We start from the raw sequence: 17,242 nt of genomic DNA on the forward strand, positions 1-17,242 counted from the left end.
GTCTGCCTCACCACAAATAGAACAGCGCAAAGATGAACACCCACACCAGGTCGACGAAGTGCCAGTACAAGCCGGCAATCTCCACGATCTGGAAGTTGCCGTGCTCGGTGAACCCCGGCTGCAGGATTTTGCGTGCGATCAGCAGCAGGTAGATCACACCGCAGCTCACGTGAAAGCCGTGGAACCCGGTGATCATGAAGAAGCACGCGCCAAACTGCGCCGCGCCCATCGGGTTGCCCCAGGGGCGGATACCTTCATGGACGATCAGCTTGGTCCATTCGAAGGCCTGCATCGACACGAAGGTCGCGCCCAGCAGCGCGGTCGCCAGCAACAGTGCGGCGGCGCGCTTTGCGTTGCGCCGGTAGCCAAAGTTGACAGCCATCGCCATGGTGCCGCTGCTGCTGATCAAGATGAACGTCATGATGGCGATCAGCAGCAAGGGCACATCCACGCCGCCCACAGTGAGCGCGAACACCTTGGAAGGGTCAGGCCACGGCACCGTGGTCGACATGCGCACCGTCATGTAGCCGATCAGGAAGCTGCTGAAGATGAAGGTGTCCGACAGCAGGAAGATCCACATCATCGCCTTGCCCCACGGCACCTTGAAGGCTTGGCGGTCGGCCGACCAGTCCGTGACGATGCCGCGCCAGCCGTCAGGCCCGGCATCGGTGGGCGTGGTGGCAGCGGATTCGGTCGGGAGCGTGGGCGTGGTCATGGCGCGGCTCCATACAGCGGCCCGCAGATGGCGGCGACGAACCCAGGGGTGATCCACCACATCGCCGCCAGCAGCACGAGCCAGACAGCCAGCAGGAAATGCCAGTAGATGGCGCACAGCGCGATGGCGCGCTGGGCTCGGAAGGGATCCCCGCGCTGGAGACGCGCGATCGTCACCGCCCAGGCCACCAGCCCGCCCAGCACATGCAACCCGTGCAGGCCGGTGAGCAGGTAGAGGAAGCTATTGGAAGGATTGACGGTGACGGTCTGCCCGGCCGCCGACAGCATGCGCCAGACGGTCAGTTGTCCGATCACGAACACGGCCGCCAGCACACCGCCGGACACCAGCCACGCCGCGCGGTGTAAGGTTATCTGCCGGGCACGCTGCATGGCAATGCTTGCCAGCACCAGCGCGCCGGTGTTCCACCACAGCAGCGCCGGATGCGGGATCGGCTGCCAGTCGGGCTCGCGCATGCGCATTGCATAGGCGAGCAGCAGCAGTGAAAACAATGTCGTTGCCACCGCCATGAAGACGATCAGGCCGATGCGGCTCGCATTCGGCAAGACAGGTGGCGCGTCAGGAACGAAGGGGCGGGGCAGTGTGGTCATTCGCGTGCCTCGCCGGGTTGAAGCGTCGGGTGGGCCGGTTCAGGCGCCGTCGCAGGCGGCTGGTTTTGCGGGACGAAGTCTTCTTCGAGCCCCGGCGGCGGGCTGTATTCGTACGCCCAGCGGTAGACGACGGGCGGCGCGGCGCCCCAGTTGCCGTGCACCGGCGGCGTTTGCGGCGTCTGCCATTCCAGCGTGGTGGCCCGCCACGGGTTGCTGTCGGCACGCTTGCCGCGCACCAGGCTCCACGCCAGGTTGTACAGGAACAGCAACTGCGCCGCCCCAACGATCAGCGCAATGACGGTGATGAACGTGTTGAGCGTCTGCGCCGAAGGTGGAATGAAGCTGTAGCCCTCATACGCGTAATACCGCCGCGGCATGCCCAGGATGCCGAGATAGTGCATCGGGAAGTAGATCGCATAGGTGCCGAGGAAGGTGATCCAGAAGTGCAAGCGCCCGAGCGTGTCGTTGAGCATGCGGCCCGTCACCTTCGGATACCAGTGGTAGATGCCGCCAAACACCACCAGGATCGGCGACACGGCCATCACCATATGGAAGTGCGCCACCACGAAGTACGTGTTCGACAGCGGAATGTCCACGCTCACGTTGCCGAGGTAGAGCCCGGTCAGCCCACCCAGGACGAAGGTGCTGATAAAGCCGATGGCAAACAGCATCGGCACGGTCAGGTGGATATCGCCGCGCCACAGCGTCAGCACCCAGTTGTAGACCTTGAGGGCGGTCGGGATGGCAATGATGAGCGTGGTGGTGGCAAAGAAGAAGCCGAAGTACGGATTCATGCCGGCGATGAACATGTGGTGCGCCCAGACCACGAAGCTCAGCACACCGATGATGATGATGGCCCACACCATCATCTTGTAGCCGAAGATGCTCTTGCGCGCGTGCGTGCTGATGAGGTCCGACACGATGCCAAAGGCCGGCAGCGCGACGATGTAGACCTCCGGATGCCCGAAGAACCAGAACAGGTGCTGGAACAGCAGCGGGCTGCCGCCGGCATGCTTGAGCGTCTGCCCCATCGACACCACGGCCGGTATGAAGAAGCTGGTGCCGAGTGTCCTGTCGAGCAGCATCATCACCGCCGACACGAACAGCGCCGGAAACGCCAGCAGCGCCATGATGGTCGCCGCGAAGATGCCCCACACCGTGAGCGGCATGCGCATGAGCGTCATGCCGCGCGTGCGCGCCTGCAGCGTGGTGGTGACGTAATTCAAGCCGCCCATCGTTGTCGCGACGATGAAGATCGCCAGCGACACCAGCATCAACACGATGCCCCATTCCACGCCCGGCGTGCCCGGCAGGATGGCCTGGGGTGGATACAGCGTCCAGCCCGCGCCGGTCGGCCCGCCTGGCACGAAGAAGCTCGCCACCAGCACCAGCACGGCCAGCAGGTAGACCCAGTAGCTCAGCATGTTGAGAAACGGGAACACCATGTCGCGGGCGCCCAGCATCAGCGGGATCAGGTAGTTGCCGAAGCCGCCCAGAAACAGCGCCGTCAGCAGGTAGATCACCATGATCATCCCGTGCATGGTGACGAACTGGTAGTAGTGGTTGGCGTCGATGAAACTGAACTTGCCCGGAAAGCCGAGCTGCAACCGCATCAGGTCCGACAACACAAGGCCGACCAGGCCGATGGCGATGGCCGTCAACGAATACTGCACGGCGATGACCTTGTGGTCCTGGCTCCAGACATAGCGGGTCCAGAAGCTTTGCGGGACGTGGTCGGTGTGCGCGTAGGGCATTGCGTCTGCTCCGCTAGGGTTGGGCTGCGCTGCTGGCGGCCGGGCCGCCTTGCGATTCGATGTAGGTCACCAGCGCGGTCAGCTCCTGCTCGCTCAGGTCGAAGTTCGGCATGATGGGTGCGAAGCCCTTCACGACGCGGGCCTTCGGGTCGCGGATGAAGGCGCGCAGATAGGCTTCGTCCACCTTCGCGGTGCTGCCGTCGGCCATCGTTTCGGTCTTGCCGTACAGGCCCTTCCAGGTGGGGCCCACGCGCGGACTGCCGTCCACGGTATGGCAGGCGATGCAGCCCTTGGCCTCTGCGAGCGTCTTGCCCTGGTCAGCGAGCGCCTGGGCGCTGCCGCCTGCAGCGGCGGGTGCGGCCTGCACCTTGGCCTGCTGCCGCTGCGCGAACGTGCTCTGCTGCGCCAGCCAGCGCGAGAACGATGCTTCGTCTTCCACCACCACCACGCCGCGCATGTTGGCGTGCCCGATACCGCAAAGCTGCGCGCACAGGATGTCGTAACGCCCTGCCTTGGTCGGCGTGAACCAGAAGGTGGTCACCATGCCGGGCACTATGTTCATGCGCGCACGGAACGGCGGTACGTAGAAGTCGTGCAGCACGTCGCGCGACCGTGTCAGGACCTGGATCGGCCGGTTGAGCGGCAGGTGCACCTCGGGCGTCTCGATCAGGTAGTTGTCGCGGCCGTTGGGGTCGCCGGGGTTCAAGCCGAAGGGGTTGTCGTTGCTGATGTAGCGCACGTCCGTCGTGCCCAGCTTGCCACCGGGGCCGGCAAAGCGGAAGCGCCATTGCCATTGCTGGGCGAGCACTTCCATCTGCAGCACGTTGCGCGGCGGCCGTATGTAGTCCGCGTAGACGAAGAGCCCCGGTGCCAGCAATGCTGCCACGCCGACAGCGGTCAGGCCGATCAGCCACCATTCCAGCCGCTTGTTGTGCGGCTCGTAAGCAGCGCGATGCCCCCTGCGGTGGCGGTAGCGCACCAGTGCGACCACGATGAACAGGTTGATCGCGATGAAGAGCGCGCCGGTAATGACGATCGTGATCGTCAGCATGTCGTCCATGCGCACCCAGTTCGAGGCGATCGGCGTGATCCACCAGGGACTGGCAAAGTGAAACCCCACCGCCAATACGATGATCAGGATCAGGGCAATCGCAAGCGCCATAGCCCACCTCGCTGCGCGTCACTCGCTGGAGCCGCTAACAAAACGCTCCTGGCGTTGTTGTGCCGCCTTGCCGTACTTCGGTACTGTCTGCGCCGGCACGTCTCTAGAGCAAAGGTAGTCCTCTCCTCTGCATCGTGCAAGGCAGCGCAAGGGTGAAGCGCGCCCCATGAATACGGATCGCGCGAATGGAGGAGTCACTTGCTGCGATGCAATGCAAAACGGCCGCCTCCAGCATTGGTTGCCGAGGCGGCCGGCTCCCGAGGGCGCCGGGTGTTTAGGGTCTGTTCACGTGTGCAAGGTGCGTATGTCGCACACGTGAACAGACCCCATCGGCGCGGCGGGAAAAAACGGCGCGTCAGTGCATCGCGCCCTGCGTGCGCCGTTCCAGCATGCCGTAGACGATGGCGGTGACCACACCGAACAGCAGGTTTGCCAACAAGGGTCCGGAACCCCGCTCCGAGACGAACCATGGGAACACGGCCGTCATGACATAGAAGTTCCACACATACGCGACGATCCCGAAGGCCACCCCGATGACAGCCTCCATGCCCACGCTCGAATCGAAGCGGAAAGGCGCAATCACCGCTCCGAGAATCATCCCCATGATGGCGCCAAGCACGTAGTGCAGGACCAGCGCCGTCGCCACGATGCCAAAGCTGAAGAGCGACATCTGTTCGAGCGCACGCGGGCCCATCACCATCGCCGCGATCTTGTGGGTCGGTCGCCACGGGCTTTCATTGAGCACCATGGTCGACCAGAAGAATTCCAGCACGATCACCAAGGCACCACCCACAAGACCGGCCGCGGCAGCGGCGAGCCAGTCGGGCATGCGCCGTTCCCAATGGTGTGATTGAATGTCCAGTTCCATACGACCTCCTTGCTGACAGTTCAACTTCAGCACTCAGGTACCGAAAGCGCCACTCGCTTAGCTCCAGAATGGCAGATATGGGCGCCAACGCAAGGTACAAAAACCCTGCGCGTTGCATAGCACCACGGCGTTCTGCTCGAAGTTCAGCGTCAGCGTGTCGGCGATGGCGGGGTCGGCGATACGCGTCGATCAGTTCTGGCGAGCGCGCCGGCGGGTGTCGGTGCGACATGGAACGGAGATTGTTGCGCCGCGCGGTTGTGGGCGTCTGATTTGGCGCAACGCAAAAAGGCACAGGATGTCACGGCATAGCTCTTGTACCGGCGTGCCCGGGCAGCGGAGGTACCCCAACAACTCTCCTGCGAGGACTTATGCCAATATCACACTGGCCTAAAGCCAACGCGCTCAATGTAGAGACAGCCTCAGGTGTTGTGTATGCGGGTTTTCGAGAATGGCAGAACACTGTGATGCCTCGCTCTGCACGAGATGTGGCGATAACTCGAGCCGCGCCCGAAAATAACAGACGCATCGCTCCGCGCGCCTTTCTTTGCTTAATTTAGGTCACCTACGCCCTCTGATTGCCTGCGGCAGGCGTACGATAAACAGTATGGACCCGTTGGGGGAATGCTTGATTGATGGAGAGCCGACATGAGACGTCTTTATTTCCTCGTACCTGACACGGCGACGGCGAAGGCAATCGTAGACGACTTGCTGCGGGCGCGGATCACATGGCGACATCTCCATGTCCTCGCGAATCACAGTGTCGCACTCGAACAATTACCCGAGGCATCCTTGCTGCAAAGCAGCGACGTCGTGCACTCGCTCGAACGCGGCGTGGCGCTCGGCGGTGCGACCGGCGCGCTTCTCGGCCTCGTGGCACTGGTGTATCCTCCCGCGGAACTCGCAATTGCGGGCGGAGCCGTCGTCGCATTGACGTTGGCAGGTGCCGGCTTCGGGGCCTGGACGGCCGCGATGATCGGCGTCGACGAACCGAATGCACGACTCGAGCGCTTTCGTGACGCCATACGTGACGGCCAGCTCCTGATCATGGCCGACGTGCCTGGGTCGCGCGAACAAGAGATCGAGCAGATGGTCGCGCAGCATTTTCCGAAGGTCGATCTCGAAGGCGGGGAGCCCACGACACCGATCTTCCCCTGAGAAGCAGTCGAGACGAGGCCATCGGCGCCCCCTTCTGGTCGACTGCAGCCGATTGCAGAAACGCAGAGGCCGGCCAATCCATGCCGAACGCATGAGGCAGTGATCGGCCATGACGGGTCGTTCATCGCTGCCGGCAATCGGACATTTGAATGACCGTTGCGCCCCGAGACCAGCCGTTGTGCCAGCGACAGCGTGTAGAGCCGATTCAGGTGCATGAACCATAGTGCCAGGGACCGGAGATGCTGTTTTGGGACTGGCCCTGTTTAATCAGGTTGCTGAATGAGCTTGACGTCGACGCGACCAGGAAGCGCGTGTGGCCGCTCAATGGTCGCCGTTTTGATGCGCCGAAGGCGACGTTCGCCCTCTTGTCAGGCACGTCGTTGCTGGACCAGGTAGAAGGATGCATCGGTGCGTGCGCGGCGCCACTGACGGTATCGCGACGTCAATCGGCTCGTGCCTATCTGGTCGATGACGATTGTGCGCAGGCGGCGCTTGACGAGCGCCATCGTGGCAAGTCCGGCGGCTGCCTTGTCGTGGCTTATTATTTTTTCCGAGAGCCGATTTTTGAGGTCGACTCATGGGCGTTCAGACGCGTTTCGACATCGGCGGAAATGTCCGCCAACGTGACACCTTCAAATCGCTTGAGGATCAACTCACGCGCTTCGTTGAGCGTGTCGTTCAGGGTGTTGTTGACAGCGCCCACAACGAGGCATTGCTGATGTTCCTCGGCAAGTCCCATGGCAAACATCGCTGGCTCGCCTATAGCCTCATAGATATCAAGAAGCGTAAGTTGTTCGAGCGGCCGTGCCAGCGTCCAGCCACCCCCGTGCCCCTTTTCTGAACTGACGTAACCTCTGTCGCGCAGTCCCGCCATGGTTCGGCGCACGACGACGGGATTAGTGCCAAGCATTGTGCCGATTTCATCGGAAGTCATGCCGCGATCGCACTGATCGAAATGTATGAGGACATGCAGAATTCGTGACAGTCGATTGTCGCGCGCCATTCAATCAAACCCCTTTCTTGTCCGTTCTGGCGTCGTTGCTTGACGCTCGCCAGATTGTTCGACACGGCAATCATCAGATTATCTTGTAACAATCAGAGTTTCATGATGAGTGCTTCCGTGCCATCATGTAACTATCAATGATACAAGATAGTCGAAAGGTACACATCTGCCACAGCCTAGGGCAAACGGTCGCTCTCGTCGGTGTGGCCGTTACGCCTGTGCATTCAAAGGGTGTATTCCGGGCGGCCAGTCGGCCCCTCAACCTTCACTTGGAGCTTGTGCATGAAACTCTACAATTTTGGCTGGGGACCCTATCCTCGTCGAATAGCAACCTATCTCGCCGAGAAGGAAATTACCGACATTGAGCTGGTCGAAGTCGAATTCCCGCATCGACCCGAGCTGTGGCCGGATGGTTTCCTTCTGAAGCTCAACCCGGCACACTCCTTACCGGTGCTCGACAACGGGCGCGGATTGCTGATCGGACAATCGATAGCAATCCTTGAGTATCTCGAAGAACAATATCCGGCGCGCAACATGCTCGGAGCAACGCCAGAAGATCGCGCCGTCACGCGTGAGCTGGTTTCAATCTTTGACGAGGCGACCTCATTCTTCGGCCTATGGGCGCGCCAGGGCAGTCCCGTCAATGCTGATCGACACCGCCCGAACGCGGCGGCGGCGGCGTTCGGCGCGGAACGCTATGTGAACAAGCTCCGTGTCGCCGAAGCGAAACAGAACGGATCATTTCTATTTGGTTCGACTCCGACGATTGCAGATTGCGTCGCCGCTGCATTGATCGAATTCACAAGTCAGTTCTACGGCGTGCCGCTTCCGGCCGACTGTCCGAAGCTTTTGGCCTGGTTCGCTCGTATGGGCGAAAGACCATCAATGCATCCACCAAAATACCCAGCAGAAATGCTGGAGGTGTCTCGGCATCTACAAGAGCAGACGAATATCTTTGCCTAGGTGGCTTGCTCCGCGAATACGGACAACCCGTCGCTTACCAGCATCGCGCTGTACCGGCGCGTGGGCTGCTGTGCCATGCCGTTTCGGACGATCGAGTTTAGCTTCGATGGCAGAAGCAGCAGCCATGAGTTGCCGGGGCGACATAGGCGGAAGTGCGGGTCGCTCTATGGAGCGTCCCAGCGCTACGCGTGTCCAATGCCCCGTCGCAGGCACAGGTACCCGCGTCGCAGCATGGATCGAGATGGATCAAGGTTGACCGAATCCGGTTACACAGCGGTTACACGGACCACGAAAACAAAAAGGGTTACAGGCAAATCTGAGACAAGAACGATATTTTTGCAGTGACCCGGAACCATATTTTTGCACTGCGATAACGACGCGATAAGGCTCTCAGCCTCGCGACAAAACGCACCACGAAGCATATTTTTGCACTTTGTCGAAACGAGCCGTATTTCTTTGCAGTTTGTTCCGTCGGGGCCCGACAGGCATGTGCGGCCCTTGTTTATTGGGCAATTGAATGGGGCTATGATCAGCTGGTAACCGTTGACATTCGAGGCATTGGGCAATCCGGACGGATTCGACGCCAGTTCATGGTTGAATCGCTGGTTGCACACCCCAGCCCCTGCGCTCGGGTCGCGACCACCAATCGAACTGCTTGGCACACCGGAGGGCGTCGCGCTGGTTTCTTCGACAATTGCGCGAATGCAAAGCGGCGCATATATGTGAGGAATGCGTCCGTCCAACAAAACGGACGCGTACGTGACAATCCCGATGGTACGGCGCTCACTGGATCAGCGGGCTGAAGTCGGAGAGCGCGAAAGCGAAAGGAGGCGGCACATGGGCAAGGCGCTGAAATCACGTCCACGAGCAACGCCGAAGAAAGTTGACGGAGCAGATGATTGTCCGACACACCGGGGAGAGAGTCGGTCTGCTGCTCATCCCCGCGGAAACGTCATCGGCGCGTTCCTGGCGATGCCCCCCATCGAGCAGGCACAACAAATCAGACAGGGAATGGACGCCAACGTCGCCCGCAGCGTTTCCAAGGATCTGCTGAAAGTATCGCTGCCCGTTCTGTTGCGTAGCCTCCGTCTTTCGCCCAGCGTCGTGCGACGCAAAATTTCATCCTGCAAACCACTCAGCGCCAGCGAATCAGATCTAATAGCTCGAACCGTCCTGATTCATGAACTGGCAACAGATGTTCTCGAAAATCCAAAGCTAGCCAGCGAATGGATGCTCAAACGTAACATCCATTTGCGCGACGAAGCACCGCTCGACTTGCTCGATACGCAAACTGGCTACGACTGCGTTCGCAGCATCCTGCTGCGGCTCGCATACGGAGTTTGCGCCTGAACGAAAGCGGAAACGGGACACCCCGGCAGCCTGGCCTGGCGCAAATGGATCGTCGACGCACGATTCATCTGCACCGCGACTGAAAGCCCATCTGCAGAGCTGGCAACACACCAATTGCGAAGTACGTTCTCGATGACATCCGACTCCGACGAGGTGGAAAAGCTGCGCGCCGAAAACGCGCGACTTCTGGCGTTGCTCGACGCGCACGGGATCGATGCGCGACCGCCTTTGCCCAAGCCAGCTGCCTCGCCGCAACCTGAGCCTTCGCGCCTGAACACGGATGAGAAGGTCGTCCTGTTCCGTCGCCTGTTTCAGGGCCGCATCGACACGTACCCGATCAGATGGGAGAGTAAAGCAGGCAAGTCGGGCTACTCTCCGGCGTGCGCCAACGAATGGCGCCCGGGTGTCTGCGAGAAACCCCGGATCAAATGCTCTGATTGCGGAAACCGGCTCCTCATACCGCTGTCCGACCAGATCATCTATGACCATCTTGCCGGCAGACATACGATTGGCGTCTATCCCCTGCTGGCAAATGACACCTGTCGCTTTCTCGCAGTCGATTTCGACGACACCGACTGGCGGGAAGACGCACAAGCCTTCAGGTCCTCATGCCGTGAATTGGGTGTGCCGGCGGCGCTCGAGGTCTCGCGTTCCGGCAACGGAGCTCACGTATGGATTTTCTTCCAGTCCGCCGTACCCGCGCGCGATGCGAGACGCCTAGGTACCGCGATCATCAGTCACACGTGCGCAAGAACGCGGCAACTGAAACTGGCGTCCTACGACCGGCTGTTCCCAAACCAGGATACGGCACCCAAGGGCGGCTTCGGCAATCTGATTGCACTACCGTTACAAAAGACACCGCGCGAGAGCGGTTGCAGCGTTTTCGTGGACGAACAACTGCGACCTTATGCAGACCAATGGGCGTATCTGGCCTCACTCCAGCTTCTTGCCCCTGAGGCAATCGAATCGGCAATTTCAGGTGCTACAGGTGGGACGCACCCACTCGACGTCACGTTCATCACGAACGAGGACGAACAGGAACCGTGGAAGTCCAGCCCGATGTTGGGGAGCAAGCTACCCGGCCCAATGCCTGAATCGCTCGCTATCACCTTGGCAAACCTGGCCTACTTCGAGAAAACGACGCTTCCCCAGCCTCTGCTTAACCGGCTGATTCGTCTCGCGGCGTTTCCAAATCCCGAGTTCTTCAAAGCTCAGGCAATGCGCTTTCCAGTATGGGACAAACCGCGGGTAATCGGTTGCGCTGAAAACTACCCGAAGCACATTGCATTGCCGCGCGGGTGTCTTGAGGCAGCGCAGGATCTGCTTCGTGACAACAAGATCCGCTGCGACATCCATGATGAACGGTTCGCAGGGGAGCCGCTCGATGTCACATTCGCGGGCACACTGCGCCCGGACCAGGAAACCGCAGTAACCGCAATGTTGCGACATGACACCGGCGTGCTATGCGCGCCCACGGCGTTTGGGAAGACAGTAAGCGCCGCTGCTCTGATCGCCCGACGAAGTGTGAACACGCTGGTGCTTGTCCATCGGACCGAACTACTCAAGCAATGGCAAGAGCGGCTGCAGTCGTTTCTCGGTGTCGGCAAGGGCATCGTCGGCACGATCGGTGGCGGCAAGGCGAAGCGTAGTGGGAAAATTGATATTGCTGTCATGCAGTCACTGTCGCGACAGGGCGAGACGAGTGAGTTGGTCGAACACTACGGGCAAGTGATTGTGGACGAGTGTCACCACATATCGGCGGTTTCGTTCGAAGCACTGTTAAAGCGGGTCAAGGCGAGGTACGTTTTGGGATTAACGGCGACGCCGATCCGCCGGGACGGCCAGCATCCAATCATATTCATGCAGTGCGGCCCTATCCGGCATACCGCCTCCCGCGCGGAGTCGGCCCCTCACGATCTTGAGGTCATACCGAGGATCTGGCCGGGCAAAATCGATCTGCCGGCCGAGGCAGGCATTCAGGACGTGTTCCGACAGGTCGCCGCCGATGTTCAGCGGACAATCGCCATTGCAAACGAGGTCACAGATGCATTTTCCCGCGGGCGGAAGATTCTCGTTCTGACTGAGCGCACCGATCATATTGCGGCCATCCAGGAGGCTTTGGTGGGAAGAGTCGAAAAGATTTTCACATTGCATGGACGGATGTCGAAGAAGCAGCGCAATCTGGTAACTGAAGAGCTCGATGCGTTTGCCGCTGATGCGCCTCGCGTGCTCCTCGCGACGGGCAAGCTCGTCGGCGAGGGGTTTGATCATCCGCCACTCGACACGCTCGTTCTTGCGATGCCAATCTCGTGGAAAGGGACCCTGCAACAGTATGCCGGCCGCCTTCACAGAGAACATGCGACCAAGGTCGATGTGCGTGTCATCGACTTCGTAGACGCTGGACACCCAGGACTGCTGCGGATGTGGGACAAGCGCCAGACGGGTTATCGGGCCATGGGGTATAGGGTAGAAAGCGTGCGCTAGGCTGAGCAACTATTATGATCCGGGGTCTGGTCGTGCTAACGACAACGAGCATTTCTTGAGTTGTCGCCGTCCTCTTGACTGAATCGCGTAGCCATCAGCATAACTACTACGCAAAGTGCAGCACGGAATGTGACAAGGTTGTTCTAATGTGTTTTTTGCTAACCTGGTATCTTCGGCTAGGGGCTACATCATGACATTGTTCAAGTTATCTGACGAACTGATCGAACTAGCAAGGTCGCACGCCGCGGAAAAACATTGGTCTGTCACGAGATAGATCGAGTATTGGGCGCGCCTCGGAAAGGCCGTTGAAGATAATCCGGAATTGCCAGTGCAGTTCATTCAGGACACGCTCGTGGCCGTTGAAGAGGCCAACGCAAGTCAACTTTCTGACTATCGGTTCACTTCATAAACAGGGTATCCCGCGCACATCCATTGGCCGAAATGCAAGGCCCGGATGGTCCGGGTCAAGGAGTCGGATGCGCGCTCAGTGAGGCGGTTCAGCCCGTTTCTGCCCTGCGATGTCTACTCGGCCTAAGTGACCAGTCGAAGCAGAGGATGTGCGCCACTCTGCAGTCACAGCCAGCGCATCACTCGCTTCCCGTAGCTTGTTGCTCCGCGATCAACACCGCGCCACAGCTGAGCTTGTCGCCTTCGCGCGCGGCGGCCGCTCCGTCAAAGGTGACATTGGCGTCTCCCGAGACAATGACGACAGAACCGTGAACATTGCATACGGCCCGATCGCCAACACGAGCGATCGCTTTACCGTTAATGTCAGATTGGGACGCGCCAGTGACGACCCTGCCTCCGTGGCTATGCTTGTCTCCCAGACAAATGAACGGGCGGTTCATGACCTCATCCTTCTTTCGGAAAAGCACCGGGACGCCGTTCGTCCCGATACGTTACTCAAATGCGTATAGCGAAGTGAACATAACAAAAGCGCAATGACGTCAAACGCGGCAGAGCAGTGCCGGTTTTGCTGTACCACCATGCGTCGCGCCAAAGACCACGACAACATCTGAGTCATACGAGACATTCGTCTCCCTGTTCCGCTGAAACCAGCCTGGCGGCATCAACAAAAACACCGCAGTGCCCGGTACGATCAGAGTCTTCAGAGGCACGTCTTTTGACGGTCTGACGCCGTCAGGAACCGCCTTTGACTCTCGCGAAAGATAAGGGGTGCCCGCTATCTCCTTAAATTGCGAAGCCGGCGCCGCTTCATACGGGCCACCAGAAAACGGAAGCCACGGACCATTCGTCTCATTCTGGAGGGCAACTGCATACTTCCCCGCCTGTTCGTCGATCCGGATTCGCATGTCTCGCTTTTCTGCGTTCAAACTCTGCTCTATTTGCTGAGTGACACTGTTTAACCTCCTGGAACCAGATGAACGAAAGGATCGGCCGGTAGATTCCGGACCTGTGTATTGGCAGTTTTTTCCGCAGCATCCGGCGGTGTAACGAGCATGAAATGCAGGTCACCATCCGGCGTCACGTTGGCGGTAACACTGCCATGCCCCGCATCGTAGCTTGCCATCGTCGACAGCCCTATCCCAACCATTGGCCCCATGATGCCGAGGTTGCCAAGACGATGACCGACGTCGAAACCCTCCGCGAGATTTGTTGGATCAAGACGGTCGTCGGCGTCCAGGGTATGCAGCAGGGGGAGGACCGACGGCGTCGCGACACTGTCGAAGAACAGCCGTGCGACCTTATCGCCCTTCGGGAGTTGGGTCTGCACCTTCTGCCAACCTGCGCGCAATGCATCGGCCTGAGCCCCACCGCGAAGTGGATGGCCGTCAGCGTCTTTTAGACTCACTGCAACGGGGCGATGCAGGTACCCGAGCAGTGGTGCATCATCAAACTCCTTCAGTTGCCACCGGGCCCAACGCGCCGGAAACCAGTCATCCGGCTTGAACGAACCTGGCCCCTTGTTGCTTAGCGATTGCCACAACAGCGGCAACTTTGACTGCCAGTGCTCCACCGACGGCGGCGAGACGTCGAAGCCATCCTTGGGCTCGGAACTGACATTCCAGAAAAAATTCGCCAGCTTTATCGTGTCGTACTGCCTGTCGTCGGCGCCCGCACCTTCAGGATCGTCATTGACATAGGGACGCATGTAATGGTTCACCCGGTCCGATCGGGAAACCAACAGTCCTACCATCGCATCAAATTGCGAGGGTACATACTGTCCCGCAGGCACGTCGTTCTGTGTGAACCAGCTACGAACAGCCAGGCCGTCCATACCGTAGATCAGCACTTCGGGAACGGTCGGATTCCGGTCGAAGAAATCGAACAAATAGTCGATCTGGGCCTGCGGGTTGTCGACGTTGACCGCCTGTGCGGACAGGAGCATGTGCTGAGCCAGGCTTGCCTCCTGACGATTCGTCGTAATGAAACTGCCTATATTGGTTTTCCGGCCCGCACTCCTGGGCGGCCCGAAAATGATCACCGGGGTCGGCCAGCGCTCAACACCCTCGCCTGCGCTGTACTTGAAGGACGACCCAAGTGCTCCCGAGGCTTTGTCCTGGACAAAATCGCGATCGCTTGGGTAATCCTTGGGCTTATTCGAAAGCACGCTCCGATACGCGTCTTTCTGCCCTTTCAGGAATTGCCATAGATCGGTCTGCGCCCACACATCCACACGCACGCCAACGCCACGTAACTCCAACCGATCCGGGCGCGGCTCTGCGGCTCCAGCTGACGAAAGGGCACTCGCAGATGCAGGCACAGCACCCAGGGATGCACCGGCTGCGGTACCGGTTGCCGCCGTCGGAGATCCAGCACGAAGCCGCCATGCACCAAAGAACAAAATCGCCAAAAAAACCGCTCCTGCCAATATTCCCCACATGACATTTCTCGCCATCCCTGTTGCCTCGATTTGCGTATTCGACCAGACATCGTAATACCTGATCATGTTGTATCCCGTCCAGCCCGCCGACCAGGCGACAAACAACGCCAGATAAGCGCGCGACTGCGGACGCGTCACGGCTTTCATGCGGCAACCCCTGGGTCGTTCTTTCCGCTCGCGCGCTCATCATGGGTTTGGCTTTTGACGAGAGGCGGCCACGTCCGTGGCACATACTTTTCTTCGGGAAATTTCCCCGCGTAGTAGTACTGCTGGGTTGCGTGCGCGAGATCCTTGGCGTCATCGCTAAATTTTTCGAAGCAGGCACTGACTTTGGGCGAAACCTTTTCCCAATTCGTGCGCCAATCGGCAAACGCGATCAGGGTCGCCCGCCAATCCGGATCGTCTAGTGTCTTCGCCTGACCGATCGCCACGTCCATTGCCGCGATCTCGCGCACGTTCGCCGCATCGTTCAAGATGCTAGAGTGATAGTTGTTGTCTGTAGCGTCCTTCCCGGTCAGACGCGCCCGCACTTCGTAGGGCGTTTCGCGGCGCATGAAATTTACGCCGTCAAGCGACGACACATCGCTCGTCTGGTCGTTTTCGTCTTGCTGCTGGCTGTTGTACCACTGCTTCACCACTGCAGCCGAAGTCACCTGAGTCTTCTGTTGACCAGCCTGTGCCAAAACAGAAGACGGAATGTCCTTGATCAACTTCCAGTCGTACTCCGCATTCGGATTCCCGAGCGCTACATTCACACCCACAGCATCCACCGGAAGTTGGCCCGACGGGTTACCCCATTTGTCGCGCGTCTCGCTACCGAACAGATTGGGCGCATAGGGTGGATCAATCTGCTCACCATTGATCCAACGATCAAGACTTCCGTCCACGGGAGCACCCGACCAAGCTGTGCGGTAGGGGTGCTGTGTCACTGCTGCCGCCGACGTACTGGAGCCTCCCGGGAAGCGCGGCTCGTTCGACATGCGTGCAGTCATCGTTTGTGGTGCGAGGCCGACCGGAACCGGCTTTCCATCGCGCTTCAATTTGGTCCACAGGCGTTGATAGAACGCGAAGCGGCTTGGAGCCTTCTTGAACGCGTCCATCGCAGCCAACTGGACGTACTTTGCCCAGGCGCTGGCGGTCGACCCCAACGCCACGGCAGTCACACTGTTCGGAAGGCCATAGGTTCCAATGCCGCGGATATTGTTCAGGGCGACCACCGTATCGTCTGTACAGAAATACAAATAGGCCTTGCCGCGGTTATCGCGCTCGTTGAATTGAACGTCTGCGCCGCCGGCCCCGAGTGGACGCACGCCCTGCGCCGGTGACCACTTGGAACCCGTACGTCCCCTATGGCTCGGGTTCTGGTCAGTACACGCGAGTTCGGACAAGGCGGGTTGCTGATGCCGGGCGCCGGTAACAGCCTCAACGATATTCGCAAACGTCTTGAGCTTCGCCTGCGACGTCTGGTTCTCGTCGTCGTTCTCCCATAGCGCATACGGGCTGTCTACCATGATGATATTGTCAGCGAGACGCGCGCTCTCCTTGGCCAGGATCGCCTGAGCAAGCAGGGTGATGATGGTTCCCTGGCTATGGCCGATCACCGTTATCGTTTCGTCACTGGTCCCTTGCCCCGTGCTCGCTTCGCGAATTTGCCGGATCAGCATGGCAAGTCGATGCGCGGCCAGTACGAAATAGAGTCTCACCGGGCTTTCCCCAATGTACGTATATCGATCGGCAGCCTGTCTAGCAGCGTACTCTTTCGCGCCGAGCTCAAATCCCTTGCCGTACATATCTGGAATGTTGTTGGTCGCGTTGTCAAAGTAGCCCCCCTCCTTGGCGAAATGGGCATCCAGCCGATTGCCTTTGGCATCCTGATGCTGGCTGCGCAGCTTGATAGGATTTCCCTGGCGATCCTTGGAAATTTCACCGTTCGCAGCTCTGTACCCCCAATAAAACGGAATGAAGACGCTGTTGGTCTTTTCGGTATCTGTGCGTCTGTAAAGGTGCGTATCCGGGTCGTAAACGACGGCCTTATCTGCGTCCGTGAGCTTCGTATGGTTCTTGCTGGCCTCCGCCTGTTTTTGTTTGGCGTCACGCCATGCAGCACCGTACTCCCCGGCTGCAAGATCCGTACGATTCAATCGCCAGTTCAGTCCCTCGCAAATGCCGCGCTCGACGTTCTGATAGGTCGCCCCCGGGTCGTTCACGCCGTGAAGGAAAATTACGATCCCGGGACGATCTGGAGGGACCTCGACAAGTCGCGGCTGATTGTTGAAATTCGGATCAGTGACCGCTGTAGCGCTGGCGGTGACGTGTTGTTTGGTGTCCGTCATAC

Annotated in this window: 16 protein-coding genes and 1 pseudogene; 6 read left to right on the forward strand and 11 right to left on the reverse strand. The window is 59.5% G+C overall.

Annotated elements, in window-relative coordinates:
- Positions 1 to 7 precede the first annotated feature (7 nt).
- The 6 genes and pseudogenes from WN982_RS19075 to WN982_RS19100 form a co-directional block, all read right to left on the reverse strand.
- A complete protein-coding gene (locus WN982_RS19075) occupies positions 8 to 715 on the reverse strand; it encodes a heme-copper oxidase subunit III family protein (RefSeq protein ID WP_341313459.1) in 708 nt (235 codons plus the stop codon).
- Positions 712 to 1,323: a cytochrome c oxidase subunit 3 gene (locus tag WN982_RS19080; protein WP_341313460.1), complete on the reverse strand. Its 612-nt coding sequence runs from the start codon at positions 1,321 to 1,323 to the stop codon at positions 712 to 714. Before WN982_RS19080 ends, WN982_RS19075 begins: the two co-directional genes overlap by 4 nt.
- Entirely contained in the window at positions 1,320 to 3,077 is a 1,758-nt protein-coding gene (ctaD, locus tag WN982_RS19085) for a cytochrome c oxidase subunit I (RefSeq protein ID WP_341313461.1), read from the reverse strand. Before ctaD ends, WN982_RS19080 begins: the two co-directional genes overlap by 4 nt.
- A 13-nt stretch (positions 3,078 to 3,090) precedes the next feature.
- Positions 3,091 to 4,239, reverse strand: coding sequence for a c-type cytochrome (locus WN982_RS19090; protein ID WP_341313462.1), 1,149 nt, complete (start codon positions 4,237 to 4,239; stop codon positions 3,091 to 3,093).
- Between the two features lie 355 nt (positions 4,240 to 4,594).
- Positions 4,595 to 5,107: a hypothetical protein gene (locus WN982_RS19095; protein ID WP_341313463.1), complete on the reverse strand. Its 513-nt coding sequence runs from the start codon at positions 5,105 to 5,107 to the stop codon at positions 4,595 to 4,597.
- Between the two features lie 57 nt (positions 5,108 to 5,164).
- Positions 5,165 to 5,287: pseudogene (locus WN982_RS19100) on the reverse strand (DUF3293 domain-containing protein); the annotation flags it as partial.
- A gap of 465 nt (positions 5,288 to 5,752) precedes the next feature.
- On the opposite strand from WN982_RS19100, the gene WN982_RS19105 reads away from it, so the two are divergent.
- Positions 5,753 to 6,262, forward strand: coding sequence for a DUF1269 domain-containing protein (locus WN982_RS19105; RefSeq protein ID WP_341313464.1), 510 nt, complete (start codon positions 5,753 to 5,755; stop codon positions 6,260 to 6,262).
- Positions 6,263 to 6,803: 541 nt separating this feature from the next.
- Here WN982_RS19105 and WN982_RS19110 read toward each other — a convergent pair.
- On the reverse strand, positions 6,804 to 7,265 hold the full coding sequence (locus tag WN982_RS19110; RefSeq protein WP_341313465.1) for an Rrf2 family transcriptional regulator: 462 nt from the start codon (positions 7,263 to 7,265) through the stop codon (positions 6,804 to 6,806).
- 282 nt (positions 7,266 to 7,547) lie between these two features.
- On the opposite strand from WN982_RS19110, the gene WN982_RS19115 reads away from it, so the two are divergent.
- The 5 genes from WN982_RS19115 (at position 7,548) to WN982_RS19135 (ending at position 12,471) form a co-directional block, all read left to right on the forward strand.
- The gene (locus tag WN982_RS19115) at positions 7,548 to 8,228 is read left to right on the forward strand and encodes a glutathione S-transferase family protein (protein WP_341313466.1); all 681 of its coding nucleotides are present in this window, start codon (positions 7,548 to 7,550) and stop codon (positions 8,226 to 8,228) included.
- A gap of 606 nt (positions 8,229 to 8,834) precedes the next feature.
- Complete coding sequence (locus WN982_RS19120) at positions 8,835 to 8,954, forward strand: MbcA/ParS/Xre antitoxin family protein (protein ID WP_341315842.1); 120 nt, start codon at positions 8,835 to 8,837, stop codon at positions 8,952 to 8,954.
- Between the two features lie 111 nt (positions 8,955 to 9,065).
- Positions 9,066 to 9,578 carry an antitoxin Xre/MbcA/ParS toxin-binding domain-containing protein gene (locus WN982_RS19125; RefSeq protein ID WP_341313467.1) on the forward strand — a complete coding sequence of 171 codons (513 nt, stop codon included), beginning with the start codon at positions 9,066 to 9,068 and terminating at the stop codon, positions 9,576 to 9,578.
- A 132-nt stretch (positions 9,579 to 9,710) separates the two neighbouring features.
- Positions 9,711 to 12,062, forward strand: a complete 2,352-nt coding sequence (locus tag WN982_RS19130) for a DEAD/DEAH box helicase family protein (RefSeq protein ID WP_341313468.1) — start codon at positions 9,711 to 9,713, stop codon at positions 12,060 to 12,062.
- Between the two features lie 322 nt (positions 12,063 to 12,384).
- Positions 12,385 to 12,471, forward strand: a complete 87-nt coding sequence (locus tag WN982_RS19135) for a hypothetical protein (RefSeq protein ID WP_341315843.1) — start codon at positions 12,385 to 12,387, stop codon at positions 12,469 to 12,471.
- 178 nt (positions 12,472 to 12,649) lie between these two features.
- Here WN982_RS19135 and WN982_RS19140 read toward each other — a convergent pair whose 3' ends face one another.
- From WN982_RS19140 to WN982_RS19155, 4 genes are all read right to left on the reverse strand, one after another.
- Entirely contained in the window at positions 12,650 to 12,910 is a 261-nt protein-coding gene (locus tag WN982_RS19140) for a PAAR domain-containing protein (RefSeq protein ID WP_341313469.1), read from the reverse strand.
- 99 nt (positions 12,911 to 13,009) lie between these two features.
- Complete coding sequence (locus WN982_RS19145) at positions 13,010 to 13,396, reverse strand: hypothetical protein (RefSeq protein ID WP_341313470.1); 387 nt, start codon at positions 13,394 to 13,396, stop codon at positions 13,010 to 13,012.
- 29 nt (positions 13,397 to 13,425) lie between these two features.
- Positions 13,426 to 15,054 carry a DUF2875 family protein gene (locus WN982_RS19150; RefSeq protein ID WP_341313471.1) on the reverse strand — a complete coding sequence of 543 codons (1,629 nt, stop codon included), beginning with the start codon at positions 15,052 to 15,054 and terminating at the stop codon, positions 13,426 to 13,428.
- A complete protein-coding gene (locus WN982_RS19155; protein ID WP_341313472.1) occupies positions 15,051 to 17,240 on the reverse strand; it encodes a DUF3274 domain-containing protein in 2,190 nt (729 codons plus the stop codon). Before WN982_RS19155 ends, WN982_RS19150 begins: the two co-directional genes overlap by 4 nt.
- Positions 17,241 to 17,242: the final 2 nt, after the last annotated feature.

Source organism: Paraburkholderia sp. IMGN_8 (assembly GCF_038050405.1).
Lineage (GTDB): Bacteria > Pseudomonadota > Gammaproteobacteria > Burkholderiales > Burkholderiaceae > Paraburkholderia.